Below are 19,596 nucleotides of genomic sequence, written 5' to 3'. Positions count from 1 at the left end.
CCTCAGATTGGTTAACAGTATGTGCGTGGTGACATGTCCTCTCCATCGAATGAACGTCTGACCCATCTTGTCTACGAGGCGTCGCTCGACAACTCGCTTTTGCCAGAGTTGATCCTCGAGTTGACCGAACAGGTACAGATGGCCGCCGATGGCCGGATGATCGAGGCCGACCAGCGTCACGATCTGAGCGATCTGATGATTCATTTCCGACGCGCCATCGAGATCTCGGAAAAGATGGTGCGCCTGCAGGAACGGGAATCCGATCTTGAAGCCGTGTTGGGGACATTTGCAGTAGGGATCGCACTGGTTGACGACAACGGAGCGCCCTTGGTCATCAATCAAGCAATGCGGGAAACCGGGTTGGCGCTTGATGCGCCGATCAAGCTTCTTCCGGCGACGGGTGGTAACGAAGAGGAAGCCAAGGCCAAAACACTGTCTCGCTGGGTGTCCGAGTCGAACCGGCTTGAAACCCCGCAATCCTTGATGACCCGCGAGAGCGAAACCACCTATCTGCTTCTGCCCCGCCAAGAGGCGATCCGCATGGGATTCCCCGCAAAGGCAGCCGCCGTTTTGGTAGCCACAAATCAGAACACCGCCGACGGGCTCCGCGCATTGGCAAGCGCACATGACCTGACCCTGCGGGAACAGGCTTTGGTGCGCGGGTTGATGGAGACCAGCGACTTGCGCAAAGCGAGTACCGCAATGGGGATCAGCTACGAGTCCGGGCGGACCTATCTTAAGCGGGTGTTTGAGAAGACAGGCCTCAACAGCCAAGTCGACCTGATCAACACCATCGCGAAAAGCCCGCTGTCAATGTTCCGGCAGCGCGAAACCACCGATGCCGAACGGTTTCAAGTACGGCGGTTGCTGCGGCTTCCAGACGGGCGGATGCTTGAATACTTCATTCTTGGGCCTGAGGACGGCAGACCTGTTGTGCTCTTTGATGCACTGTCTGGATCGTCGATTGATCTAACCGGATTTCCACGCCAATACCTTGAACATCTTGATCACTACGGCGTGCGGTTGATCATGCCCTGTCGGCCGGGGATCTATCGGTCGGATTTCAAGAAGATGACCAGCCTTCGCGAATTTGCACCGGATTTGGAATGCCTGTTCGATGCGTTGGGGTATGATCAGGTTTCCTTGATGAGCTTTTCCTTCGGTTCTGGCGTGGCGCTTGGAACAGCACATGAATTGCAGGGGCGAATCCGGAAAGTCGTGCTCTCGTCCCCCAGTTATCCCAGTTACAAACACGACAATTGGCGCGAGTTGGATCAGTTCTATCACTTGTCAGCTGTTCTGGCACAGCGTTGGCCCGCGATGTTCCGGCAATTGATCCCGTTCCTCGTACGCTCGATCATCCAGAACGCGCCCCGTTACATGGAGCGCTACTGCAAACGGACGCCCAGCGCACATGATGCCGAACTGTTGTCGCATCCGACCATCAGCATCCGGTCTTCGAAGATGCTGGAAGAACGCACCGCTGGTGGGGTCAACGGCATGGTCGAAGAAAATCTGCTCAACGCACGTGGTTGGGATTTCGACGTGCGGCACGTGCTGGCCGAGACCGAAATTTACCACGGTGCCGACGACAATGTCGCTCCGGCACAAGGTGGCGAGTTGTTGTCCCGGCACTTGCCGAATGCCAGTTTCACGCTTTTCGACGACAGGGGCCACTACCAGCATATTTCAAGCTGGCCATGGATGGTTGCGCGGGCAGCAGGGCTAGACGTTCAGCCCTATGATCGGATCTATACGATCCCGACGGTCTGAAAAAAATGCCCTGCCGACACTTTGTCCCCATATGGGGATATTGCGTCAGATCGTGCTTCCCTAAGGTCATCTTACTGAGCCTTTTTCAGCACCAAAACTTTTTAGAGAACCCTTTGTAATGCCAAATATTTTATCGAAGGTCGCTGCCTACGAGCGCTTGGCGCAGGAGCGTCAGATGATGTCCCTTATTGATCAGGATATCATAGCTTTAGGCGGCGACTTCATCCCCCAACGATCCGACTGGATCTCGCTGTTCTATGACAGCGCTCACAAGGTGACATCGGATGATGGCAGTCAATATGCCTATCGTGCCATCACCACACGAGGCGAACTGCTTTGGTTCGTCTTCTCCAACGGCAAAGCACGCGGATATCATTCCGAAGCGGATTGTCCCTTCGAAGCATTTGAAGAAGCACGTGCCGCCCTTGCCCAACGCCGCCAGATCAAGTCGCGCTGGACCGAGCTGCAGCGGATTGCGCGCGCCCTTCGACGTCGGCAGGCGCGCTTTGACATCCTGATCGAAGACGCGCACTGCTCGCCCCTCTGCCCAATGGGAACCCGGCATTTTCTGCGATCAGTGGGCCTGTCCGGCATAACGCGGCTGTCCGGGTTCAAACTGGCGTGGCTGATGCTTCTGGAACCACAACTTGGTTTCGTGATCCACCAAGCCGCACTGCGCCAAGGCCTTCTGAACGCGGGCGACGCAGCCCCGATTGCCCTGCCCCGCGCCATGGCGACGACATCGCGCCGGAAACAGGTCGCGCCGGTCGGCTGAACAACCGTACTCCGGGCAAGGGGACAGCACCGCTTTCTGCGTTCCCTTGCCCGAAGGCTTGGCCTAACCTGCCCACAATGCTGGGCTATATCGTCAAACGACTGATCTCACTTGCCATAAGCCTGATCGTGGCTTCGGTGGTGATTTTCGTCGTGGTCGAGATTGCACCCGGTGATCCGGCCAGCTTTATGCTGGGCATCAACGCGCAGCCCGACACCGTGGCCGCTTTGCGCACCGAGCTTGGGTTGGACCAGTCGAAACTCGACCGTTACCTAAGTTGGGTCGGCGGCATGCTTACTGGTGATTTCGGCACGTCCTACACGTACCGCACCCCCGTGGTGCAGATGATCGCGGACCGAATGTGGGTGTCGCTGCCACTTGCGCTTTATGCGCTGACGCTGTCGACATTGATCGCTTTTCCGGCGGGTATTTTCGCCGCTGCGCGTCGCGGTGGCCCCGGCGATCTGGCTGTCACCGGAGCGACGCAGCTGGGCGTCGCGATTCCAAACTTCTGGTTTGCAATGATGCTGGTGCTGATCTTTGCCATCAACTTACGCTGGTTCAGCGCAGGAGGCTTTCCCGGTTGGGACAAGGGTTTCTGGGGAGGGATGAAAGCACTTACACTGCCCGCCATTGCCCTTGCCCTGCCCCAAGCCGCGATCCTCACCCGCGTGATGCGATCCTCGCTGCTCGACATTCTGGGCGAGGATTTCATGCGCACCGCGCGCGCCAAGGGGCTTACGGAACGCCAGGCGCTCTGGCGGCACGGTCTGCGCAATGCTCTGATCCCCGTGCTGACGATCATCGGTCTGCAATTCGCCTTCTTGTTGGCGGGTGCGATCATCATCGAACAGGTCTTCTTCTTACCGGGCCTTGGGCGGCTGATCTTTCAGGCCATCACCCAGCGCGACTTGATCGTGGTGGAATCCGTGGTGATGCTCTTGGTCTTTGCCGTCATTATGGTGAATTTCTTTGTCGATCTGGCCTATGCCGCCGTCGATCCCCGGCTAAGGACACGGACATGAGCCGCAACCTCATCTTGGGCGGGCTGCTCACCAGCCTCTTTGTCATCGCGGCGCTTCTGTCCTTCGTCTGGACGCCCGACAGCGTGGAGGCGATGAACATCGCGGGCCGCCTCAAACCGCCTAGCTCGGACAACTGGTTGGGCACCGATCACTTCGGGCGCGACATCCTGTCGATGCTGATGGTCGGTGCGCGCACATCCATTGCAGTGGCTTTGGTTGCAGTGGGTATAGGGATGGGCCTTGGCGTTCCTTTGGGTCTGGCTGCAGCCGCACGGCGTGGCGGGATGCTGGACGAAGTGATCATGCGGATGAACGACCTGATCTTCGCTTTCCCATCACTGGTCATTGCGATCCTGATCACGGCCGTCTTCGGCCCAAGCGCCACAAATGCGATCATCGCCATCGGGATATTCAACATCCCCGTCTTCGCCCGCATCACCCGTGGTGCCGCGCTGAGCCTTTGGAAGCGCGAATTCATCATGGCAGCGCAGGTGGCAGGCAAGACCCGCACCCGCATCAGCGTCGAACACATATTGCCCAACGTGGCTAATCTGCTGATCGTGCAGGGCACCATCCAGTTCAGCCTTGGCATACTGGCCGAAGCGGGTCTGAGCTATGTCGGCCTTGGCGCGCAGCCCCCGATCCCAAGCTGGGGACGCATGTTGGCGGATGCACAAACCATGGTTTCGTTGGCTCCGCATGTGGCTCTGATCCCGGGGCTGACCATCATAGCGATGGTGCTGGGGCTGAACCTTTTGGGCGACGGATTGCGCGATGCGCTGGACCCGCGCCTCAAGGTGGTGCGCGCATGACTCTGTTACGCATGGAGAACCTGTCGCTTGCGATCCACGGCACGCCGATCTTGCATGGTATTTCACTGAAGATCGCAGAGGGTGAGATCACGGCGCTGACGGGGGAAAGCGGATCTGGAAAGTCCATGACCGCCTTCACAACAATGGGCCTGTTGCCGAAAGGAGCGAGCACCAGCGGCACCATCACTTTCGACGGAACCGATCTGCTGACCCTGCCCGAACCAAAGATGTGCGACCTGCGCGGGCGCGAGATCGGCATGGTCTTTCAAGAACCCATGACTGCGCTGAACCCGGTGCAAACAATCGGCGCACAAGTGATGGAGACCATCCTTATTCACAAGGCCATGCCTCCGGATCGGGCGGAAGAGCGTGCCCGCGAAGTCCTGAGCCGCGTCGGCCTACCCTCTGACCGATTCCCCCTGACGCGCTACCCGCACGAACTCAGCGGTGGACAGCGCCAGCGCGTCGTCATCGCCATGGCAATCGCCCTGCGCCCCCGGCTTCTGATCGCGGATGAGCCGACAACGGCGCTCGATCTGACGACACAGGCGCAGATCCTCGACCTGCTCAAACGGCTGGTCAAAGAGGACGGCATGGCGATGATGATGATCACCCACGACCTTGCCGTGGTCAGCGAAATGGCCGACACGCTCAACGTCATGCGCCACGGAGAAATCGTGGAGTCCGGGCCAACCGCGCAGGTCTTGCGCGAAATGCGCCATCCTTACACAAAGGCTTTGTTCGACGCGTCGCGCCATCAGGCTGATCTGGGTAAGGCCAAAGCCGAAGCGCCGCTGCTCTCGGTTCAGAACGTCAGCCGTGACTTCCCGCTCCCCCGCAAAACACCCTTCGGGCCGCGCCCTATGTTCCGCGCTGTCAACACTGTCAGCTTTGAGATCAAACGCGGCGAACGCGTGGGGCTTGTCGGCGAATCTGGGTGTGGCAAATCCACCCTCACCCGCGCCATCCTTGGCCTTGAACCGACGCAAGGTGGCCAAATCACCCTTGACGGGGATCCTGTCTGGCGGGACGGCCATCCGAACCTGAAAGTCGGTCGCAAAATGCAGGTGGTGTTCCAGGACCCCTATGGCAGCTTCAACCCACGCCACCGCGTTGCACGTCTGATCACCGAACCTTTCCACCTCTTGCCCGACCCGCCCAAGGGCACAGACCGCGACACCGCGATTGCCGAGGCCCTGATTGCCGTGGGCCTGAAACCCGAAGATGCCAACCGCCACACCCACGCCTTTTCCGGCGGCCAACGCCAGCGCATCGCCATTGCCCGCGCGTTGATCATCAAGCCTGACCTAATCGTCTTTGATGAAGCAGTGTCTGCCCTCGACGTGCGGGTACGAGCCCAGATCCTCGACCTGATGGCCGACCTCAGCCGCGCCTATGGCCTGACATATCTGTTCATCAGCCACGATCTGAGTGTCGTGCGTTCTATCACCGACCGCGTGATGGTCATGCGCGCAGGTGAGATTGTCGAAGATCGTCCAACAGCGGATATCTTCCATACGCCCAACCATCCCTATACCCGCGAGCTGATGGACGCCGCGCCACAACTTCCCGACTTTCCAGAGGCCCAAAATGCTCCCCACCCTGCCCTTTGATCCCAGCCATGTCCTGATCGGCGGCACGTGGCGCGCCACACCGGATACGCTGCCGCTCATCAACCCCTCCGATGGCAGCACGCCGTGCCGGATTGGCCGCAGCACGGACGCGGATGTGGATGCCGCTGTCACTGCTGCCCAGATCGCGCTGGACGGTGAATGGGGCAAGATGAGCGCGCTGGAACGCGGTCGCTGCCTCAGCCGCCTCGGCCAGCTTGTGCTTGAGCACACTGACCTTCTGACAACATTGGAAACACTGGACGTGGGCAAACCCATCACCCAAGCCCATGCAGATGCCCTCGCACTGGCACGGTATTGCGAATTCTACGGTGGTGCCGCGGATAAGGTGCACGGCGAAACCATACCCTATCTCGACGGCTACACCGTCTACACCTTGCGCGAACCGCATGGCGTGACAGGCCATATCGTTCCGTGGAACTACCCGATGCAGATCATCGGCCGCTCTGTCGGGGCCGCGCTTGCCATGGGCAATGCCTGCGTTTTGAAACCCGCCGAAGATGCCTGCCTGACCGCGCTGATGTTTGCCCATCTGGCCAAGGCGGCGGGATTTCCCGATGGTGCGCTGAACGTGGTCCCCGGCCTTGGAGCCGAGGCGGGCGCCGCGCTTGCGCGCCATCCCGGTGTCCAGCATTTGAGCTTCACAGGCTCGGTCCAGACCGGGCGCATGATCCAAACGCTGGCTGCAGAAAACGTGGTACCCGTCACTCTGGAACTTGGCGGCAAGTCCCCGCAGATCGTATTTGACGACGCCGATCTTGACGCGGCTTTGCCGTTCCTCGTCAACGCCGGGCTTCAGAACGCAGGACAGACCTGTTCCGCTGCCTCGCGCATTCTGATCCATCGCAACATTTACGATACGGTTGCAGCCCGCATGGTCGACGCGTACCGCGCCAAGACCGTCGGTCCCGCCAGCAGCGATCCCGATATTGGCCCGTTAATCTCGACCAAACAGAAAGCCCGCTTCGAGACTCTGCTCAAAGCCGCCCATGACCTGACCTGCATTGCACAAACCCCGATGCCGGATGACCTGCCACCGAATGGCGCCTATGTGCAGCCACGCCTCTATGGCCCTGTGCCCCCGGATCACCCCTTGTCGCAGGACGAGCTTTTCGGCCCAGTGCAAGTGCTCATCCCCTTCGACACCGAAGACGAGGCGGTCGCGATTGCCAACGGCACAATCTACGGCCTTGTCGCCGGTGTCTGGACCGCCAATGGCGCACGCCAGATGCGGCTGGCCAAGGCGCTGAAAACCGGGCAGGTTTTCCTCAACAACTACGGCGCGGGCGGCGGTGTCGAACTGCCTTTTGGCGGTGTCGGCAAATCCGGCCATGGCCGGGAAAAGGGGTTCGAGGCGCTCTACGGCTTCTCGACCCTCAAAACGGTTGCCGCGAAACACGGGTGAATCGGGAGGAAACACATGAGGCTCAACGGCAAAACTGCCATCGTCACCGGCGCCGCGTCCGGCTTTGGCGCAGGCATCGCTCGTAAATTCGCAGCCGAAGGGGCTCGGGTCATGGTGGTCGATCTGAACACCGACGCCGCCCAAGCGATTGCGACCGAAATAAACGGCCATGCCCACACCGCCGACATCTCGAACGGCGATCAAGTGGCTGACATGATCGAAACGGCGATCCGCAAAATGGGCCATGTCGATATCATGGTAAACAATGCCGGTGTGACCCATCTGCCCGGACCGCTGGAAGACATCACCGAAGACGATTTCGACCGCGTCTTTGCGGTGAATTGCAAATCCGTCTATCTTAGCGCGCGCAGCCTTGTGCCGCATTTCAAGCATCGCGGATCAGGTAACATCCTCAACATTGCCTCCACTGCAGGTGTCTCGCCGCGTCCACGTCTCAATTGGTACAACGCCTCCAAGGGTTGGGTGATCACCGCGACGCTCACCATGGCCGTCGAACTGGCACCCGATGGCATCCGCGTGAACGCGCTCAACCCGGTGGCTGGCGAAACGCCGCTGCTCAAAAGCTTCATGGGAGAAGACACGCCGGAAATTCGCGCCAAGTTCCTTTCCACCATCCCGCTGGGTCGCTTTTCGCAACCCGAAGACCTTGGCAACGCTGCAGCCTTTCTGTGCTCGGACGAGGCGAGCATGATCACCGGCGTCTGCATGGAAGTCGACGGAGGCCGCTGCATATGAGCCCGGCTTCTTTGGGCCCCAAATACCTCGGGGAGTGTGAGGGGCTGGCCCCTCACTCCGACGCAGCCAAAGGCGGTACATCAAAATGACGCCCGGTCCCCGCAATTTGATCACCGATGTCGCGGGTCTGGCGGTTGGCAACGCACAGGACGATGACCTCAAGTCCGGCACCACGGTTCTGCTGTCAGAGGACGGTCCAATGACAACAAGCTACGCCGTGATGGGCGGCGCTCCGGGCACGCGCGACACAGACCTGCTGGAACCGGATAAGACCGTCCCCGGCGTCGACGCCATTGTCCTCTCGGGCGGGTCCGCATTTGGCCTTGCCGCGGCACAAGGCGTGATGGACGCGCTGGCCACGCAAGGGCGTGGGTTTCAGGTGCATTCCGCCCGCGTCCCGATTGTGCCGGCAGCGATCATCTTCGATCTGCTCAACAATGGTCAGAAGGGCTGGACGGAAAACCCCTATCCGGGTCTGGGACGCATGGCTCTGTCAGCTGTAACACGGGATTTCACCCTCGGCACCGCAGGCGCAGGCACCGGGGCAACGGATGCGCAACATAAAGGGGGGCTGGGGTCGGCCTCTCTGGTCCTGTCGGACGGCACAACCATCGGCGCGCTTGTGGTGGTCAACGCGTTGGGCAGCGCTACGACTCCAAGCGGCAAACACTTCTGGGCCGCGCCGTTCGAGATCGGCTCGGAGTTCGGCGGGCTGGGGCCGGATCCGGCAGCAAACCTCCAACCTCTTCCCCCCAGTCGCAAGACAGCCGCAATGGCACAGCATGGCAACACCACCATCGGCATCGTTGCCACCGATGCCACATTGGACAAAGCCGGATGCAAACGTCTGGCCACGGCGGCGCATGATGGGTTCGCACGGGCACTTGTGCCTGCGCACACACCCTATGACGGCGATCTGATCTTCGCGTCCAGCACCGCCCGACGCGGCCCTCCTGCAGAGGACATCATGCCCCTACTCGGACATTTCGCGTCTGTCTGCATGGCACGCGCCATCGCGCGCGCGATCTGGGAAGCGACCCCGCGCGCGGATGACGGCCTACCAACATTCCGGCAAGAGCGCGGGCAAAAATGATTCATCAGTTTTGCAACCTCCGTTGACGGAGGTTGTTTATCTCAGGATCGGCGGTTTGTCCGGATTGCCCCCCGGCGCCACACGCTTGACCGGTGCTGGCACTTCAGGCTCCGGCAGATCGAACCGCAACCCGACGCGCGCCAACTGCGCTGTGACCGGATCACTGTCTCGCAAGAACACCACATCAAGCGCGGCGGCTTCCAAACCGGAAAACACCAGCGCTTCCTGTATGGCGCGCGCCAAGGCCCCCTCTGCCCCCGGCACTGCGCCCGTAAAGCCGATGAGATGTCCACGCACACCACTGTCATAGACCACTTCGGCCAGATAACCTCTCCGCGCCAATCCGGTCGCTGTGCGCAGCTTGGCGTCGATCGCTTCCAGCAATCCAGCAGGAAGTGCACCGGGCGCGCGCAGCTCTTCCGGACGTGCCTCGGCTTCGGATGGGCCTTGGGCCACAGTCTCTGCCAGCCAATCCACCGCCTCGGACGGCAACAGAATCGACGACGGAGCAACTTCGGGGTTCAGCGCGATGCCGATCCCCTGCCCGGCCAGCATGCCGACAATCGAGCGGCCTGACAAAGCAGCATAGGGTACGGCGCGGCCGGAAAATGAACCGAGCCTCTCTTCGGTGTCGAACACCAGCACAAATCGTGCGTCACCCAGATCGAAGAGTTCCGGTTCAGCCTGATCGCCTTCGGCCTCGCGCGCGAGCATGAGAAACAGCTCTGCTTCGGCAAGCCTGTCATAAAACCGCAGGCGAGGCGCATCTGCGTCAGCGTCGGCCTCCATCGCCGCATGTGCCTGGTCCAGTGGGGTTTGCAACGTCATGCCATCACCTCTTGAACCCGGGCCCGCAGGGCAGGAAGTACCTCGGCCTCGAACCACGGGTTTTTCTTGATCCAAGCCGTATTGCGCCAGCTTGGGTGCGGCAAGGGCAGAACCGAAGGCCAATGGTCGCGCCACGCGCGCACGGTCTCCGTGACCCCAACCTTTGTGCGCAAGTGATACTTGTGCGCATACCCCCCGACGACCAGTTTAAAAGGCACTGTGCCAACATGGTCCAACACCTCGTCATGCCATGTCTGACGGCAGATCACGGGCGGCGGCAGGTCCGATCCCGCGGCATCATAGCCGGGGAAGCAAAACCCCATCGGTACAATCGCAACACGGGTTTGGTCATAGAACGCATCGCTGTCCAGCCCGAGCCAATCGCGCAGGCGGTCCCCAGAGGGATCATCAAAGGGAATGCGGCTGGTGTGCGCACGCATCCCCGGCGCTTGGCTACAGATCAGCAGTCGCGCTCCAGCGCGAAACCAGACTACGGGCTTGGGTCGATGGCGGGTCGCAGTCGCGGCAAAGCGGTCGGCACAGAGAGTGCAGTTGGAAAGACGGTTCTGAACAATCATGTCACCGGATGTAATGCCTCGCGGCTCAGGTCAATGATGCAGGCACGACCAAACGTGTGTCGTAGCGGATCAGACGCGCGATGCGGCGTAGGTGATCGGGACGAAACGCCACGCAGCCTTCAGTGGGATAGCCCGGACGCCTCCAGCGGTGCAGAAAGATCGCAGAGCCGCACCCCTTTTCGGCGCGCGGCCAATTCCAGTCAGTCAGCAGAACCAGATCATAAAGCGGATCTGCGCGGCGCAGGGTTTCATGGCTATAAGGATACGGTGCTCGAACCATGAGGTTATAGTCTTCATGGGTCGGATCGTCAGACCAGAGATCACCGGGCCTGATCGGCACCGCCCAATCGGTCGGCCGGGACATACGGTCAGGACGATAGAGCAGCCCGACGATCCGGTGCATCCCAACAGGGGTTCCGCCGTCGCCTTCGCGCTTGTTCGCAAGGATGCCACCCTTGCCGATGGTACAGGGCCACAACTGCCCCATGAATCGCAGCCCCTGACGGGTCAGAACCATGTCGTGCCGCGTCATAGAAGATGCCCCGACTTTCGCGCCTTAGTGGCCAGATAGTCGGTATTGTGCGGGTTTTCCCCAACCTTCAAGGGTACGCGTTCAGCAACAGTGATGCCCTGCTTCTCCATCATCGCAATCTTGGCCGGGTTGTTCGTCATCAGCCGGACCGCGTTGAAGCCCAGTTTGCGCAGCAATTCGGCCCCGATGCGGAAATCCCGTTCATCATCTTCAAAGCCAAGGCGGTGATTTGCCTCGACCGTATCAAAGCCCTGATCCTGCAGGGCATAGGCGCGCATCTTGTTGGCAAGCCCGATCCCGCGCCCTTCTTGGTTCAGGTAAAGCAGTATGCCCTCGCCCTCGGCCCCCATCGCCGCCAACGCGCCGTTCAATTGCGGACCGCAGTCACATTTGAGGCTGCCCAAGAGATCGCCGGTAAAGCACGCCGAGTGCAACCGTGAGAGCACGGGATTGGCCCGGTTCGGGCGTCCGATTTCTATCACGTAGTGTTCTTCCGATCCGTCCTCGGGTCGGAAGACATGCAAACGCGCATTTTGCGCCGCGCGCAGCGGCACACGCGCTGACACCACGCTGTCAAAAACAACCGAGGCACCCAATCGTGGCGCTGCCGCAGCCGGATCGAGCACAGTTAGCGTATGTTCAGCCGCAAACGTCTTCGGGTCAGTCAGGGGCGCAACAAGCACCGCCGGCAAAAGTCGAGCGGATTTGGCGAGTGTCACTGCCAGACGATGCAGTGTTGGATCGCCTTCGCGGCGGGTTACCAACGGGCCTTTCATCGGATGGGACAAATCATCAGCGGGGTCAGCGACCGCCTGAACCCAACGCAGCGTCGCATCCTTGGAGAGCGCCACACGCGCGACATCACCATCATAGGCCCGCGCCTTGAGCGTTGCGGCGCGACGCCCAGTCAGCACCAAATCAACATCAGCCCCCAATGCGATCACGTCTTGCAGCCGGTCGGCATCAAGCGACTCGACCGCCAGCACCAGAATGCCATGCGTATTGCCCAGAACAATCGGCACACCCATGCGCAAATCGGCCCTCGCACGGGCGAGAAGATCGGTGATGTCAGGTGCCAGTGCCATCTAACCTTGGGTCTTTCACAGGGGTCATCTGCAACAAATGACCCCGATTTATGAAACATTTGGCCCCTGCATACACGAGGCCGTGAAACACTTGCAGCAATTCTTGCCCGCGCGCAACGTCTTGCCCATCTGTCTTGAAACCGACGGAGAGACAACACAATGGCACAGCTCAAGAATATTCTTCTGGTCGACGATGACGACGACCTGCGCGAGGCTTTGGCCGAGCAGCTCGTGATGACGGAAGATTTTGAAGTGTTCGAGGCGGATTGCGGGACTGCCGCAATGGGCCGGGTCAAAGAACAGCTTTACGATCTTATCATTCTCGATGTCGGTCTTCCCGATACCGACGGCCGCGAACTGTGCCGGCTGATGCGCAAGCAGGGTGTCAAGGCGCCGGTGCTGATGCTGACGGGGCATGATTCGGATGCAGACACGATCCTTGGCCTTGATGCCGGGGCAAACGACTATGTCACCAAGCCGTTCAAGTTCCCTGTGCTGCTGGCCCGTATCCGTGCGCAGCTGCGTCAGCATGAGCAATCCGAGGACGCCGTGTTCACGCTTGGGCCGTACACGTTCAAGCCCTCAATGAAGCTGTTGATGACAGAGGACGACAAGAAAATCCGCCTGACAGAAAAAGAGACAAATATCCTCAAGTTTCTCTATCGCTCCACCGACGGCGTCGTGGCGCGCGATACACTGCTGCACGAAGTGTGGGGCTACAATGCTGGCGTGACCACACACACGCTCGAAACACATATCTATCGCCTGCGCCAGAAGATCGAACCCGATCCCTCAAACGCCCGGTTGCTCGTGACAGAGTCTGGCGGTTATCGCCTGGTGTCATAAGACCTTAGTCTATTTTGATTCAGATCAAAGAAGCATGGCATGCACATCTTTTATCTGAATGGTAACAGTTCCCGTCGCATATGCGGGTTATCATATGCACCTCCCTGTTGGACCTGGCCCCGGATTTTATCCGGGGTCTTTTTTTCAGTAGACCCTGATCTCGCGAACCGTGACATCCGCGTCATAGTCATCCCCATACGCCACGATTGCCACGCTGTTGACATCCGAAGGGGCGACCATGGCCGGCATGCCCATATGTGACGGTGCAAACATGGTGAACGGAATGTCGACGGTCTGCCAAGTGTCACCCGCAACAAACGGGGCGCGGTATGAATGCCAGACACGCGACAGATGCGGCGTCTTGAGGAAGACGAAATAGCGCGCACCGTTGCCAATGACCGACAGGCGCACGCCGATTGCCTCAGCGGACCAACGCGCAGAGAAGCGACGCCGCGCTTGGACGAAACCACCGTTGTTTCTGGTACTGACATCGCCGCAAAGACGCAGGGCTTTCGACGGACCAGAAGTGACAACCTCTATGTGCCCAGACGAAACGCCACCCATGACAGTGTCGGCCACAAAATCCCACCGCGCGGCAGCATCTCCGGAAAAGTCGTCAAACACGGTCTCCGTCAGCGATTGTTCAGCAAACAAGACAGACATAACACATCCCCCATTTTCCCGACCCAAATGTAGGTCGCGCAAAAAATAAAAAAAGCGCCTCGTAAAGAGGCGCTTTCCTTTCAAAGACTTGGCTGGCAGCAGATTACTCCGCGTCCTCTGTCTTTTTCTCGGGGGCCAGCTCTTCGCCGGTTTCCTGATCGACCATCTTCATCGCAAGGCGGACCTTGCCACGGTCGTCAAAGCCCAGAAGCTTTACGTAAACTTCCTGACCTTCCTTGAGCACATCCGACGGATGGTTCAGGCGACGGTTTTCGATCTGAGATACGTGGACCAGACCGTCCCGCTTGCCAAAGAAGTTCACGAAGGCACCGAAATCGACGATCTTCACGACCTTGCCTTTGTAGACATGGCCCTCTTCCGGCTCTGCGACGATCGAATAGATCATGTCATAGGCCTTTTGGATGGCTTCGCCGTTCGGGCTGGCAATCTTGATGATACCGTCATCGTTGATGTCGACCTTGGCACCGGACACTTCCACGATCTCGCGGATGACCTTACCGCCCGAACCGATCACTTCACGGATCTTGTCGGTCGGGATCTGCATGGTCTCGATGCGCGGCGCGTGGACGCTGAATTCCGCAGCACCTGTGAGCGCCTTGGCCATCTCGCCGAGGATATGCAGACGGCCTTCCTTGGCTTGGGCGAGGGCCTTTTTCATGATTTCCGGCGTGATGCCCGCAACCTTGATGTCCATCTGCAGCGAGGTGATCCCGTTCTCGGTCCCTGCCACTTTGAAGTCCATGTCGCCAAGGTGATCTTCGTCACCGAGGATGTCGGTCAGAACCGCGTAGGACCCGTCCTCTTCGAGGATCAGACCCATCGCGACACCCGCCACAGCGGATTTCAGCGGCACGCCTGCATCCATCATGGACAAAGAACCACCACAGACCGACGCCATCGAGGACGAGCCGTTGGATTCCGTGATCTCGGACACAACGCGCACGGTGTACGGGAAGTCTGTTGCCGCAGGCAGAACCGCCTGAAGCGCACGCCATGCCAGTTTACCGTGGCCGATTTCGCGACGTCCCGGAGGGCCAACGCGGCCCGCTTCGCCAACCGAATACGGCGGGAAGTTATAGTGCAGCAGGAAGTTGGAGCGGTAGTTCCCGTGCAGCGCGTCGATGATCTGTTCATCGTCGCCCGTGCCCAGCGTGGTCACCACCAAGCCCTGTGTTTCACCACGGGTGAACAAGGCTGAGCCGTGTGTCCGCGGCAGAAGACCGGTTTCGCAAACGATCGGACGCACTGTGTCCAGCGCACGGCCGTCGATCCGCTTGCCGGTTTTCACAACGTCGCCACGCAGGATCGACGCTTCGAGCTTTTTCATTGCGGACCCAAGGTTCGCATCTTCAAGCTGCTCTTCGGTCAACGCGTCTTTGATCGCCGTTTTGGCATCAGACAAAGCAGTTGTCCGCTCTTGCTTGTCGGTGATCGCATAAGCTGCGCGGATCTTGTCTTCTCCAGCAGCTTTCACAGCGGCATAGAGATCGGAATAATCCGGCGGCTGGAAATCAAACGGCTCTTTCGCTGCGGATTCGGCCAAGTCAATGATCAGGTCAATGACAGGCTGGATCTGCTCGTGTGCGAATGTCACAGCACCCAGCATTTCTTCCTCGGTCAGCTCGTAGGCTTCCGATTCCACCATCATCACGGCATCTTTGGTGCCCGCGACAACCAGATCAAGCCGCTGCTCGGGGTTGTTGCGCAGCTGATCCATGTCCTCGACTTCGGGGTTGAGGATATATTCGCCATCGACATAACCCACGCGGCAGCCCGCGATCGGGCCCATGAACGGTGCGCCGGAAATGGTCAGCGCAGCAGAAGCTGCAATCATCGCAACGATGTCAGGGTCATTGACCAGATCGTGGGACAGAACGGTACACATCACCAGAACTTCGTTCTTGAAGCCCGGCACAAACAGCGGACGGATCGGACGGTCAATCAAACGCGCGGTCAGCGTTTCTTTTTCCGTCGGACGCGCTTCGCGCTTGAAGAAGCCACCCGGCACTTTACCGGCAGCATAGTATTTTTCCTGATAGTGGACGGTCAGCGGAAAGAAATCCTGACCGGGTTTCGGCTGCTTGGCGAACGTCACGTTGGCCATGACCGAGGTCTCACCGAGGGTGGCAATCACGCTGCCATCGGCCTGACGGGCAACCTTGCCCGTTTCCAGTGTGAGCGTTTCCTCGCCCCACTGCATGCTTTTCGTCGAAATGTTGAACATCATCGTTTCCTGTATGGGAGCACTCCCGGCCCTCCGGGTCTCCCGTTTTCATGGCGGCCCCATTGCCGCCGACCCTTTCATCATGTCATGCGCCAGGGTCGAAGCGTCACGTCTCAGATAGGTGGGCCTTACAGGAAATCGGGATCAAAGAAAACACTTCGTTTTGTCGCTATACTTAAGGGTGACCCGGCGCAAAACTTCGCAAAACATGGTCGCTCGCGAAGCGCGCAAAAAGAAAAGGGCCCGCAAAGCGAGCCCCTCCGAAACCGTGTATCGACAAGCCTTAGCGGCGGATGCCAAGACGCTTGATCAGGTCCTGATAGCGCGCTTCGTCTTTGCCTTTGGTGTAGTCCAAAAGCTTACGACGCTGTGCAACCAGCTTGAGCAAACCACGACGCGAGTGGTTGTCTTTTTTGTGGGTCTTAAAATGCTCGGTCAGGGTAGAGATGCGGCTGGTCAGAATGGCAACCTGCACTTCAGGGGAACCTGTATCGCCTTCTTTGGTGGCGAATTCTTTCATCAAGCGGTTCTTTTCTTCGACAGTAATCGACATCGGGGTCTCCTTTCGAAGGTTTGTGTGAATGGCACAAGCCGGGATGTCGTCCAGCAAGGCCCATGGAGAATCTCCGCACGTCATGCGGATGCGGGCGTATAGGCGAAAAAAATGGTGATGGGAAGCCTTAAGCGCCGGAGCAATGGTCCTGCCGGTATCGCCCTGCGCTGCGGCCAGTCAACACTGCTGTGGGAACCTGTACGATCACGTCGTCCTCTACCAACACATCGGTCCAAAAAGGATTCATTGCGCACAGACGCAAAGAGAGCGTTGCCGGTGACATGTTCTTGGCTGTGATCATCGAAAGAACCCGGTCTTGTGCATCTTCAAACGAATAAACCCGATCCGGGATCGACAGTTCGGAAGGCCGTTCGTGAATGCGCCCCGTGCGCTGAAACACCATCAACGCGCCGACTGGCTTGTCTTGCGGAACATGCAAATCTTGCAACTTTTGGCGTGGACGACGGCCAATCAGCGCCAGACCCACAGCCACAAGAGGGGCCAGAGCACCAATCTGAAACGCCAAACCCATGGACCCTCACCTTAACCAATGAGGTCCACACCATAGCCTACCCCGGTAAACCAAACGTTTCGATCTGGCGGCGTGCCCCCTTTATTCAAACAGACTGTCGGAGGACATATCGCTCGGAGTGCGGCCAACACATTGGCTGTGTTTTGAACGACACGTAAAGCGGATGTCGGGGATGTCCGTCTTTCGTCAATCCCAGATGATGGACCTGTCCCCGGAGCCGTGACGCCACATCGTAGGCCCGGCTTTCGTGTCCACCATGTACGCCCCATGCCGCAATCGTCATCCCGGCGCTTGCCGACCAGTGCTCCAGAATACCATCATTCGCTGATCCAACGGGATGGTCCGCGCGCTTCAAGTCGTCTGGCCGGGTTGCCCGAAAGGCAAAGAGGTTGGCAATCATAACGCCACCAAACCCCATGCTGCGGGCGCGGGTTTCACAGCGTGCAACGGTCGGATCATTTCGATGTTCATCCGCAGTGGACGGATTAAGCATAACGAACAACAACGCCGGTTGATCTGTGCCCCACGTTCGGGACAGTGCATACCGATATCGGTCACAGGGTGAATACCAGACGCGGGACACGCATCCGTCGGCAATATGGGACCTGTGCACCAACCCTGCTGCGACGGCTACGGGCAGCCCCGTCATGCCGTAACGAACACCCGGGAAGGATGCACTTCACCAGATTTGTAGCGTCCGACTGCAACCGGCGCGCCATCGCATGAGACCCAGCATTCATCGCCATATTCGACACCGGATGCGATCACCATCGCCGGATTGCCGTTGCGCAGCTTTACAGCCGCTTCTGGCGTGCAGGTCAATTCCGGCAGATCGGCCAAGCCTTCTTCCAGCGGCCTTAGATAAGCATCCAACTCTGCCGTTTTGGCCAATTCGTCGATCTGCTCGAGGCTGATCCCATCTTCGGCATCGAACGGGCCAGACCAGATACGCCTCAGGCGCAAAACATGACCCAAACAGCCCAGAGCCGCGCCCAAATCTCTTGCGATGGATCGGACATAGCCCCCCTTGCCACAGACCAGCATCAAAACCGCATGATCGGCATCCGGTCGGTCGAGAAGGGTAAGTTCATCCACAAAAAGCGGTCGGGCGGCAATGTCCATCTCTTCGCCCTCGCGGGCGCGTTTGTAGGCGCGCTCGCCGTCGATCATCACCGCCGAGAATTGCGGCGGAACTTGCAGAATGTCGCCTACGAACGCGTGCAGCGCTTCTTTGATGTCGTCATCACTGGGCCGCAGGTCGGAGGTGGCGATCACCTCACCTTCAGCATCATCCGTACGGGTCGCCTGTCCAAACCGTACGGTGAACTCGTACGCTTTGAGAGCGTCGGTGATGTAGGGCACTGTCTTGGTGGCCTCACCCAAGGCAACGGCAAGCACGCCAGTGGCTTCAGGATCGAGCGTGCCGGCGTGCCCGGCCTTTTTGGCATCGAACGCCCAACGGACCTTATTGACCACCGCCGTCGAGGTCAGGCCGGCGGGTTTGTCCACCACCAACCATCCTGATATGTCGCGACCCTTGCGTTTGCGTGCCATCCTGCCTCTCGCGTCTCTGAAAGACCGGCGAGGTATCGCAGGGCAAGAAGCCTGTCAATTCAACTTGAGACCTTCAGTCGATCTCGCGCGCTTCGTCGATCAGCATGATCGGGATGCCATCCCGGATTGGATAGGCCAAATGCGCGGAGTGACTGATCAGCTCCTGACGACTGGCATCATATTCCAGCCGCCCTTGGGTTTGCGGGCATACCAAAGCCTCAAGCATTTTTCGATCGAACCCCGGAGTTTCGCTCATTGCAAGATATCCTCCGACTGGCCCCCCCGCAGGGCATATTCGATCAGGGTAACCAACGTCTCCCGCCGTGTGGACAGCGAAGGCGCTTCCAGCAAAGCCTGCTTTTCCTCCGGCTCGAAATCCAGAAGCATGGACAGCGAATTGATCAAAAGCTCGTTGTCCGCATCCTTGAGCGTGGCCCAATCAGCCGACAGATCACGAGCTGCGAAATACCGGTCCAGAAGGTTAAGAAAGCCATCGCGATCAAAGCTCCGGTCATGTTCAGGACCACCCTGATCCCGGTCAAAGCCATCCCAGTTTACCTCGAACCGTCGGTATGGCGTGAAGCCCTCGATCTCGTCACCCACCCTGAACCGCGATATCCCCGAAAGGGTGATCATATAGCGGCCATCTTCGGTTTCGGAAAACTGGGTCACGCGTCCGGCGCAGCCGATGCGCTGCAGGGCGTCCTTGTCACCATTAGGCCGTGCATTTGGTTGTACCATGCCGATCAGTCGGTCAGGCGTTTTCATAGCATCTTCAAGCATTTGCAGATAGCGCGGCTCGAACAGATGCAACGGAAGCCGTGCGCGGGGCAGCAACAGCGCCCCGGGCAACGGAAACACAGGGATAGACCCCGGCAATTCAGTGACTCTTGTCATAACAACGGACGTA

21 protein-coding genes are annotated in these 19,596 nt (G+C 59.2%); 9 read left to right on the top strand and 12 right to left on the bottom strand.

Annotated features, from left to right (window positions below; all coding sequences use genetic code 11):
- The first annotated feature begins 33 nt into the window (after positions 1–33).
- From ACK3EW_RS00585 to ACK3EW_RS00550, 8 genes are all read left to right on the top strand, one after another.
- Complete coding sequence (locus ACK3EW_RS00585; RefSeq protein WP_493808052.1) at positions 34–1,773, top strand: bifunctional helix-turn-helix transcriptional regulator/alpha/beta hydrolase; 1,740 nt, start codon at positions 34–36, stop codon at positions 1,771–1,773.
- A 175-nt stretch (positions 1,774–1,948) separates the two neighbouring features.
- Positions 1,949–2,548 carry a hypothetical protein gene (locus tag ACK3EW_RS00580; protein WP_493808051.1) on the top strand — a complete coding sequence of 200 codons (600 nt, stop codon included), beginning with the start codon at positions 1,949–1,951 and terminating at the stop codon, positions 2,546–2,548.
- 77 nt (positions 2,549–2,625) lie between these two features.
- A complete protein-coding gene (locus tag ACK3EW_RS00575; RefSeq protein ID WP_439118889.1) occupies positions 2,626–3,573 on the top strand; it encodes an ABC transporter permease in 948 nt (315 codons plus the stop codon).
- Positions 3,570–4,385 carry an ABC transporter permease gene (locus ACK3EW_RS00570; protein WP_493808050.1) on the top strand — a complete coding sequence of 272 codons (816 nt, stop codon included), beginning with the start codon at positions 3,570–3,572 and terminating at the stop codon, positions 4,383–4,385. Before ACK3EW_RS00575 ends, ACK3EW_RS00570 begins: the two co-directional genes overlap by 4 nt.
- On the top strand, positions 4,382–5,998 hold the full coding sequence (locus ACK3EW_RS00565) for an ABC transporter ATP-binding protein (RefSeq protein ID WP_493808049.1): 1,617 nt from the start codon (positions 4,382–4,384) through the stop codon (positions 5,996–5,998). Before ACK3EW_RS00570 ends, ACK3EW_RS00565 begins: the two co-directional genes overlap by 4 nt.
- Entirely contained in the window at positions 5,976–7,421 is a 1,446-nt protein-coding gene (locus ACK3EW_RS00560; protein WP_493808048.1) for an aldehyde dehydrogenase family protein, read from the top strand. Before ACK3EW_RS00565 ends, ACK3EW_RS00560 begins: the two co-directional genes overlap by 23 nt.
- A 15-nt stretch (positions 7,422–7,436) precedes the next feature.
- Complete coding sequence (locus tag ACK3EW_RS00555) at positions 7,437–8,177, top strand: SDR family oxidoreductase (protein WP_493808047.1); 741 nt, start codon at positions 7,437–7,439, stop codon at positions 8,175–8,177.
- Positions 8,178–8,262: 85 nt separating this feature from the next.
- Positions 8,263–9,270 carry a P1 family peptidase gene (locus tag ACK3EW_RS00550; protein WP_493808046.1) on the top strand — a complete coding sequence of 336 codons (1,008 nt, stop codon included), beginning with the start codon at positions 8,263–8,265 and terminating at the stop codon, positions 9,268–9,270.
- 36 nt (positions 9,271–9,306) lie between these two features.
- Here ACK3EW_RS00550 and ACK3EW_RS00545 read toward each other — a convergent pair whose 3' ends face one another.
- Genes ACK3EW_RS00545 through ribA form a run of 4 tightly spaced genes read right to left on the bottom strand, consistent with a single transcriptional unit; the run spans position 9,307 to position 12,293 of the window.
- The gene (locus ACK3EW_RS00545; protein WP_493808045.1) at positions 9,307–10,098 is read right to left on the bottom strand and encodes an SseB family protein; all 792 of its coding nucleotides are present in this window, start codon (positions 10,096–10,098) and stop codon (positions 9,307–9,309) included.
- On the bottom strand, positions 10,095–10,676 hold the full coding sequence (locus ACK3EW_RS00540; RefSeq protein ID WP_493808044.1) for a uracil-DNA glycosylase family protein: 582 nt from the start codon (positions 10,674–10,676) through the stop codon (positions 10,095–10,097). The genes ACK3EW_RS00545 and ACK3EW_RS00540 overlap by 4 nt, the downstream gene beginning before the upstream one ends.
- A gap of 25 nt (positions 10,677–10,701) precedes the next feature.
- A complete protein-coding gene (locus tag ACK3EW_RS00535; RefSeq protein WP_493808043.1) occupies positions 10,702–11,208 on the bottom strand; it encodes a L,D-transpeptidase family protein in 507 nt (168 codons plus the stop codon).
- Positions 11,205–12,293, bottom strand: coding sequence for a GTP cyclohydrolase II (gene ribA / locus ACK3EW_RS00530; RefSeq protein WP_493808042.1), 1,089 nt, complete (start codon positions 12,291–12,293; stop codon positions 11,205–11,207). Before ribA ends, ACK3EW_RS00535 begins: the two co-directional genes overlap by 4 nt.
- A gap of 159 nt (positions 12,294–12,452) precedes the next feature.
- Here ribA and ACK3EW_RS00525 point away from each other — a divergent pair, with 159 nt between their 5' ends.
- Entirely contained in the window at positions 12,453–13,139 is a 687-nt protein-coding gene (locus ACK3EW_RS00525; RefSeq protein WP_085627856.1) for a response regulator transcription factor, read from the top strand.
- 144 nt (positions 13,140–13,283) lie between these two features.
- On the opposite strand, the gene ACK3EW_RS00520 is transcribed toward ACK3EW_RS00525, so the two are convergent.
- The 8 genes from ACK3EW_RS00520 to ACK3EW_RS00485 all read right to left on the bottom strand — a co-directional run bounded on the left by ACK3EW_RS00520 (position 13,284) and on the right by ACK3EW_RS00485 (position 19,583).
- A complete protein-coding gene (locus tag ACK3EW_RS00520; RefSeq protein ID WP_493808041.1) occupies positions 13,284–13,802 on the bottom strand; it encodes a CIA30 family protein in 519 nt (172 codons plus the stop codon).
- Positions 13,803–13,905: 103 nt separating this feature from the next.
- On the bottom strand, positions 13,906–16,047 hold the full coding sequence (gene pnp, locus ACK3EW_RS00515; RefSeq protein WP_439118879.1) for a polyribonucleotide nucleotidyltransferase: 2,142 nt from the start codon (positions 16,045–16,047) through the stop codon (positions 13,906–13,908).
- Positions 16,048–16,330: 283 nt separating this feature from the next.
- Positions 16,331–16,600: a 30S ribosomal protein S15 gene (rpsO, locus tag ACK3EW_RS00510; protein ID WP_085627853.1), complete on the bottom strand. Its 270-nt coding sequence runs from the start codon at positions 16,598–16,600 to the stop codon at positions 16,331–16,333.
- Between the two features lie 127 nt (positions 16,601–16,727).
- On the bottom strand, positions 16,728–17,132 hold the full coding sequence (locus ACK3EW_RS00505; RefSeq protein WP_493808040.1) for a hypothetical protein: 405 nt from the start codon (positions 17,130–17,132) through the stop codon (positions 16,728–16,730).
- Positions 17,133–17,217: 85 nt separating this feature from the next.
- A complete protein-coding gene (locus ACK3EW_RS00500; protein ID WP_493808039.1) occupies positions 17,218–17,781 on the bottom strand; it encodes a DUF1643 domain-containing protein in 564 nt (187 codons plus the stop codon).
- Positions 17,778–18,686: a tRNA pseudouridine(55) synthase TruB gene (gene truB / locus ACK3EW_RS00495; RefSeq protein ID WP_493808038.1), complete on the bottom strand. Its 909-nt coding sequence runs from the start codon at positions 18,684–18,686 to the stop codon at positions 17,778–17,780. The genes ACK3EW_RS00500 and truB overlap by 4 nt, the downstream gene beginning before the upstream one ends.
- Before the next feature lie 73 nt (positions 18,687–18,759).
- Entirely contained in the window at positions 18,760–18,942 is a 183-nt protein-coding gene (locus tag ACK3EW_RS00490; RefSeq protein WP_085627850.1) for a Trm112 family protein, read from the bottom strand.
- Positions 18,939–19,583, bottom strand: coding sequence for an LON peptidase substrate-binding domain-containing protein (locus ACK3EW_RS00485; RefSeq protein ID WP_439118875.1), 645 nt, complete (start codon positions 19,581–19,583; stop codon positions 18,939–18,941). Before ACK3EW_RS00485 ends, ACK3EW_RS00490 begins: the two co-directional genes overlap by 4 nt.
- Positions 19,584–19,596: the final 13 nt, after the last annotated feature.

This window comes from Marivita sp. NO-S04, from assembly GCF_059070475.1.
This window is presented reverse-complemented; position numbering and strand designations above follow the sequence as displayed.